Origin of the sequence: Streptomyces ossamyceticus (assembly GCF_001418475.1) — a bacterium.
Classification (GTDB): Bacteria; Actinomycetota; Actinomycetes; order Streptomycetales; family Streptomycetaceae; genus Streptomyces; species Streptomyces ossamyceticus.
On the sequence record NZ_LIQX01000581.1, the window covers coordinates 1 to 5,514 of the forward strand.

At 71.4% G+C, this 5,514-nt stretch carries 5 protein-coding genes; 2 read left to right on the forward strand and 3 right to left on the reverse strand.

Features of this window, described 5'->3' with window-relative positions; all coding sequences use genetic code 11:
- Positions 1-83: 83 nt before the first annotated feature.
- Entirely contained in the window at positions 84-911 is an 828-nt protein-coding gene (locus AOK15_RS33745; protein WP_055522124.1) for an enoyl-CoA hydratase family protein, read from the reverse strand.
- A gap of 332 nt (positions 912-1,243) precedes the next feature.
- Between AOK15_RS33745 and AOK15_RS33750 the strand changes: the two genes are divergently transcribed.
- Positions 1,244-1,702 (forward strand): ATP-binding protein, encoded by a 459-nt coding sequence (locus AOK15_RS33750; protein ID WP_055522129.1) that lies wholly within the window; start codon positions 1,244-1,246, stop codon positions 1,700-1,702.
- 369 nt (positions 1,703-2,071) lie between these two features.
- Here the strand turns inward: AOK15_RS33750 and argF are convergent, their stop codons facing one another.
- Together argF and AOK15_RS33765 are read right to left on the reverse strand one after the other, a co-directional pair.
- Positions 2,072-3,079, reverse strand: a complete 1,008-nt coding sequence (argF, locus tag AOK15_RS33760; RefSeq protein WP_055522126.1) for an ornithine carbamoyltransferase — start codon at positions 3,077-3,079, stop codon at positions 2,072-2,074.
- Positions 3,080-3,222: 143 nt separating this feature from the next.
- Positions 3,223-4,446: an arginine deiminase gene (locus AOK15_RS33765; RefSeq protein WP_055522127.1), complete on the reverse strand. Its 1,224-nt coding sequence runs from the start codon at positions 4,444-4,446 to the stop codon at positions 3,223-3,225.
- Positions 4,447-4,592: 146 nt separating this feature from the next.
- Here AOK15_RS33765 and AOK15_RS33770 point away from each other — a divergent pair.
- Positions 4,593-5,514 (forward strand): SPFH domain-containing protein (locus tag AOK15_RS33770; RefSeq protein ID WP_055522128.1); only part of this gene is annotated, 922 nt, incomplete at its 3' end.

Consider the following 5,514-nt stretch of genomic DNA (forward strand, 5'->3'; position numbering starts at 1 on the left):
GTGGGGGCCGGTCGCGCCTCGGGGCGGGCCCGCTGGTCGACGGCGTCCCGCGCCCGTGACTCCGCCGTCCCGTCGGCGGGCATTCAGCGGCCTCGCCATTTCGGCGGGCGCTTCTGGGTGAACGCCGCGTGGAACTCCGCGTAGTCCTCGCCGTTCATCAGCAGGGCCTGGGTGGCGGCGTCCAGTTCGACGGCCGCCGCGAGCGGCATGTCCAGCTCGGCGGTGAGGAGGGCCTTGGTCTGGGCGTGGGCGAGGGCGGGGCCCTCGGCCAGGCGGTGGGCCAGGGCGTGGGCGGCCGCGTCGGCCTCGCCCTCGTCGGTGAGCCGGCTGATGAGGCCGATGCGTTCGGCCTCGGCGGCGTGGACGGGGTCGCCGAGCATCAGCAGGCGGGTGGCGTGGCCGAGGCCCACGACGCGTGGCAGGAGATAGGCGGCGCCCATGTCGCCGCCGGAGAGGCCGACGCGGGTGAAGAGGAACGAGAAGCGGGCGGTGGGGTCCGCGACACGGAAGTCGGCGGCCAGGGCGAGGACCGCGCCGGCGCCGGCCGCCACCCCGTGCACGGCGGCGATCACCGGGAACGGGCATTCGCGGACGGCCCGGACGACCTGCCCGGTCATGCGGTTGAAGTCGAGGAGCTGGGCGGTGTCCATGCCGAGGGTGGCGCCGATGATCTCGTCGACGTCGCCGCCCGAGCAGAAGCCGCGGCCCTCGCCCGCCAGCACCAGGGCGCGCACGGCCCTCTCCCGGGACAGCTCGGCGAGCAGGTCGCGCAGGTCGGCGTAGGCGCCGAAGGTGAGCGCGTTGAGCTTGTCGGGGCGGGCGAGGGTGACCGTGGCGACGCCGTCGGTGAGCGAGCACCGCAGATGTCGCCAGTCGGAGGTGCGGGCGGCGGAGCCGGTGAAGGGACTCATGACGGGCGGCCTCCTCGGGGGGCTACCGCGACGCTGCGGCTGCTTTACCTGCTCCTACGAAGCTATCACCGATATATGACTGTCGTCACGAGTGCGCGATAGACGGATGGCCCGAGGCGGGTGGGGCGCCCGGTCCGATCGCCCCCGTGACTCGGTCACGGACGTTCGACAAGCACGTAACGGCGGGCTCCGCCGTGAGCGGCGGGGCGTCGGTAGGGGTACATCGCCCGACAGCGGGGCCGAAGGTCCCGCACGGCGCCCGGCGAGTGATCGCGAAGGGGCGCGCCGTACCATTCGTAACGCTGAAAGCAGGACGAGCCATGACCTGCTCCATGAACGGATCCGCCACCTTGCACGAGCCCTCCACCCCCTCCTCCTGGCGCATCGCGCTGCCGCACACGGCTGCGGCCGTGCCCGCGGCCCGCGCGCTGGTCCGGACGGCTCTGACCGACCTGAAGCACGGGACGGACTGCGACACGGCGGAGCTGCTCACCGCGGAGCTGGTGGCGAACGCGGTGGAGCACGCGGCGGGGGACGGCCCGATAGAGCTGGTCGTCGAGCTGCTGCCGTCCGGCTGCACGGTCGAGGTGCACGACCCGGACCCGGCGCCGCCGGGTGACCTCACGGCGCCCGGGTACGACGAGCCCGACCCCTGGCAGGAACACGGCCGTGGCCTGCTGCTGATCCGAGCCCTCAGCTCGGCCTGCGGCCACCGCCCGACCAGCTCGGGCAAGGCGGTCTGGTTCCGCCTCCCGTCGGCGCCGCACCAGCAGCGGCCGGGGATGGTCTAGAGCGTCCTCGCGGACGAGCGGTCGTGCCGTAGGCAGCCGCCGAGGAGCACGGCGCCGTCAGACCTTGAAGGCAAGTGCTCCACGGAGGGCCGGGTCGGCGTCGTGTCGGCGGTCTGGGCCGCTGCTCGCCGACCATCGGGGTTGCGGGCGAGTGTGGCTACTCGACCAGATGCAGGTGCGACTTGGTCCAGTCGGTCCTTTGCTCCAGTTCGGCCAGAGGCCCATCGGCAGCCCAGGTGACCTGGGGCTCGTGCCCCTGCTCGGCCAGCCGGCGTACGAGGTCGGCGTTGTCCTGGCGGTTCAGGCGCGGGTCAGGGGCCGGCTCAGGCTGGAGGCAGGGGGAGGGGGTGCCTTGCCCCAAGGCCCCGCTCAGGCCAGGGTCGCCACCAGGACCGCCTTGATCGTGTGGAGTCGGTTCTCCGCCTCGTCGAAGACGACCGAGTGCTCGGACTCGAAGACCTCGTCGGTCACCTCCAGCGAGTCCAGGCCGTGGCTCTCGTGGATCTCCCGGCCGACCTTCGTGCCCAGGTCGTGGAAGGCCGGCAGGCAGTGGAGGAACTTGACGTCGGGGTTGCCGGTGGCGCGCAGCACGTCCATGGTCACCGCGTACGGGGAGAGCGCGGCGATCCGCTCGTCCCAGACGGACTTCGGCTCGCCCATCGACACCCAGACGTCCGTGGCCACGAAGTCCGCGCCCCGTACCCCCTCCTCGACCTGCTCGGTGAGTGTGATCCGCGCCCCGCTGATCTCGGCGAGCTTGCGGGCGTGGGCGACGATCTCCTCGGCGGGCCAGTAGGAGCGGGGAGCGACGATACGGACGTCCATGCCGAGCAGAGCGCCGGTGACCAGGTAGGAGTTGCCCATGTTGAAGCGGGCGTCCCCGAGGTAGGCGAAGGCGATGCCGGTCAGCGGCTTGTCGCTGTGCTCGGTCATGGTCATCACGTCGGCGAGCATCTGCGTGGGGTGCCAGTCGTCGGTGAGGCCGTTGTAGACGGGCACCCCGGCGTACGCGGCGAGTTCCTCGACGTTGGCCTGGCTGTCGCCGCGGTACTCGATCGCATCGAACATCCGGCCGAGCACCCGGGCGGTGTCACGGACGGACTCCTTGTGTCCCATCTGCGAGCCGGAGGGGTCGAGGTAGGTGGTCGAGGCACCCTGGTCGGCCGCGGCGACCTCGAACGCGCAGCGGGTGCGCGTCGAGGTCTTCTCGAAGATCAGCGCGATGTTCCTGCCCGTCAGGCTCCGGGTCTCCGTCCTCGCCTTCTTCGCCGCCTTCAGCTCCACGGCCAGCTCGATCAGCCCGCGGAACTCCTCGGCGGTGAAGTCCAGCTCCTTGAGGAAGTGGCGCCCGGCGAGGGCGGGGAGGGCGGTCGCCATGGGGACGCTCCAGGGTCGGTCGGGGACGGGAGGACTGCGGGACGGGTGGAACTATATACGATGTTCCACATTTCTATACAGGACCTACAGGACCGTCGACCTCCCCGTGACCCACTCACACGGGCGCCGCTTCCGCGAGCCGCTCACACGGGCGCCCGCTCCACCGGGCAGCTCATGCAGCGAGGGCCACCCCTGCCCCGCCCCAGCTCGCTCCCGGGGATCTCGATCACCTCGATGCCCCGCTTGCGCAGATGCGTGTTGGTCGTCACGTTCCGCTCGTAGGCCACCACCACCCCCGGCTCCACGGCCAGCACGTTGCACCCGTCGTCCCACTGCTCGCGCTCGGCGGCATGGACGTCCTGGGTGGCGGTGAGCACCCGGATCTCGTTCAGCCCGAGGGCGGCGGCGATCGCGCGGTGCATGTGCTCCGGCGGATGGTCGGTGACCTTCAGCTCCTTCTCGCCGACGCCGGGCTCGATGGTGTAAGAGCGGAGCATGCCGAGTCCGGCGTACTGGGTGAACGTGTCGCCGTCGACCATGGTCATGACCGTGTCGAGGTGCATGAAGGCCCGGCGCTTCGGCATGTCCAGCGCGACGATGGTCCGCGCGGAACCGGCGGCGAACAGCTTGTGGGCGAGCATCTCGACGGCCTGCGGCGTGGTCCGCTCGCTCATGCCGATGAGGACGGCGCCGTTGCCGATGACGAGGACGTCACCGCCCTCGATGGTGGAGGGGTAGTCGGCCTGCCCCTCGGACCAGACGTGGAAGTCCTCACCCCGGAAGAGGGGGTGATGCCGGTAGATCGCCTCGAAGTGGACGGTCTCGCGCTGACGGGCCGGCCAGCGCATGGCGTTGATGGAGACCCCGTCGTAGATCCAGGCGGAGGTGTCGCGGGTGAAGAGGTGGTTGGGGAGCGGGTCGATGAGGAAGTCGTCCAGCTCCATGACGTGGAAGCGGACGCTCGTCGGCTCCATGTGCGCGTCGAGGAACTCCCGCTTGGTCATCCCGCCGATCAGCGCCTCGACCAGCTCACCGAGGGGCAGGGACTCGAACACGGCCCGAAGGTGGTCGGTGGCGAGCGGGCCGTACTCCTTCTCGTCGAAGACCCGGTCGAGGACGAGTTCGCGGGCCTCGGGGACGCGCATGACGTCCGTCAGCAGATCGCCGAAGAGGTGGACGGCGACTCCCCGATCGCGCAGCACGTCCGCGAAGCCGTCGTGCTCCGCGCGCGCCCGGCGCACCCACAGCACGTCGTCGAAGAGGAGCAGGTCCTTGTTGCTGGGGGTGAGCCTTTTGAGCTCTAGATCGGGCCGGTGCAGGATGACGCGGCGCAGCCGCCCGGCCTCGGAGTCGACATGGAATCCCATGCCTCCATCCTGACCATTCGGGCGTGCGTTCACCCCCTGGTCGGCCGAAACGATTCCTTGATCTCGTCTCCTTGACGATAACCGGGCGGAGGCATTATCGTCCACCTGACGCGAACGAGTGCGTGGGACGACGAGGGGGACCATTCATGGCCGACATCACCAGACGGTTCGGCTGGCGGCATCTGCGCGGAGCGCCCACCGCGCACATCCGTCACCACCGCTCCGGACGACTCGTGCACGACGGCCCGGGGCTGAGCTTCTGGTACCGGTCGCTGACCGCCGCGCTGTCCGAGGTCCCGGTCGACGACCGCGAACTGGCGATGACCTTCCACGCCCGTACCTCCGACTTCCAGGACGTGGCGGTGCAGGCGACGGTGACCTACCGGGTCAGCGACCCGGCGGTCGCCGCCGCACGGCTCGACTTCTCCATCGACCCCGACACGGGTGTCTGGCGGGGCGCTCCCCTGGAGCAGCTGTCGACGCTGCTGACGGAGACGGCCCAGCAGCACGCCCTGGACGTCCTGGCCCGTACGTCGCTGTCGTCCGCGCTGGTCGACGGGGTCGCGGCGGTACGGGAACGGGTGGCGAGCGGCCTCGCGGCCGAGCCCCGGCTGCCGGCCACCGGCATCGAGATCGTGGCCGTCCGCGTGGTGGCACTGCGGCCCGAGCCGGAGGTGGAGCGGGCCCTGCGGACGCCCGCGCGGGAGCAGATCCAGCAGGAGGCGGACCGGGCGACCTACGAACGCCGGGCCGTGGCCGTCGAACGGGAACGGGCCATCGCGGAGAACGAACTGGCCAGCCAGATCGAACTCGCCCGGCGCGAGGAGCAGTTGGTCGAGCAGCGGGGGACGAACGCGCGCCGCGAGGCCGAGGAGAAGGCCGCCGCGGACGCCGTGAGGGCGGGCGCGGAGGCGGCCCGGACGCTGCGGCTCACCGAGGCGGAGGCCACGCGCACCGTGCAGCTCGCCGAGGCGGAGGCCACACGGAACGTCCGGCTCGCCGAGGCGGAGGCGGACCGGCAGGTCAAGCTCGCGGAGGCGGAGGCGACCGCCGCGCGGGCCGTCGGCG

Bases quoted from the DNA above. Each gene is read 5' to 3' on its own strand.
- AOK15_RS33750 (WP_055522129.1), top strand. From the start codon at position 1,244: ATGAACGGATCCGCCACCTTGCACGAGCCCTCCACCCCCTCCTCCTGG.
- AOK15_RS33765 (WP_055522127.1), bottom strand. From the start codon at position 4,446: ATGGGATTCCATGTCGACTCCGAGGCCGGGCGGCTGCGCCGCGTCATC.
- AOK15_RS33745 (WP_055522124.1), bottom strand. From the start codon at position 911: ATGAGTCCCTTCACCGGCTCCGCCGCCCGCACCTCCGACTGGCGACAT.
- argF (WP_055522126.1), bottom strand. From the start codon at position 3,079: ATGGCGACCGCCCTCCCCGCCCTCGCCGGGCGCCACTTCCTCAAGGAG.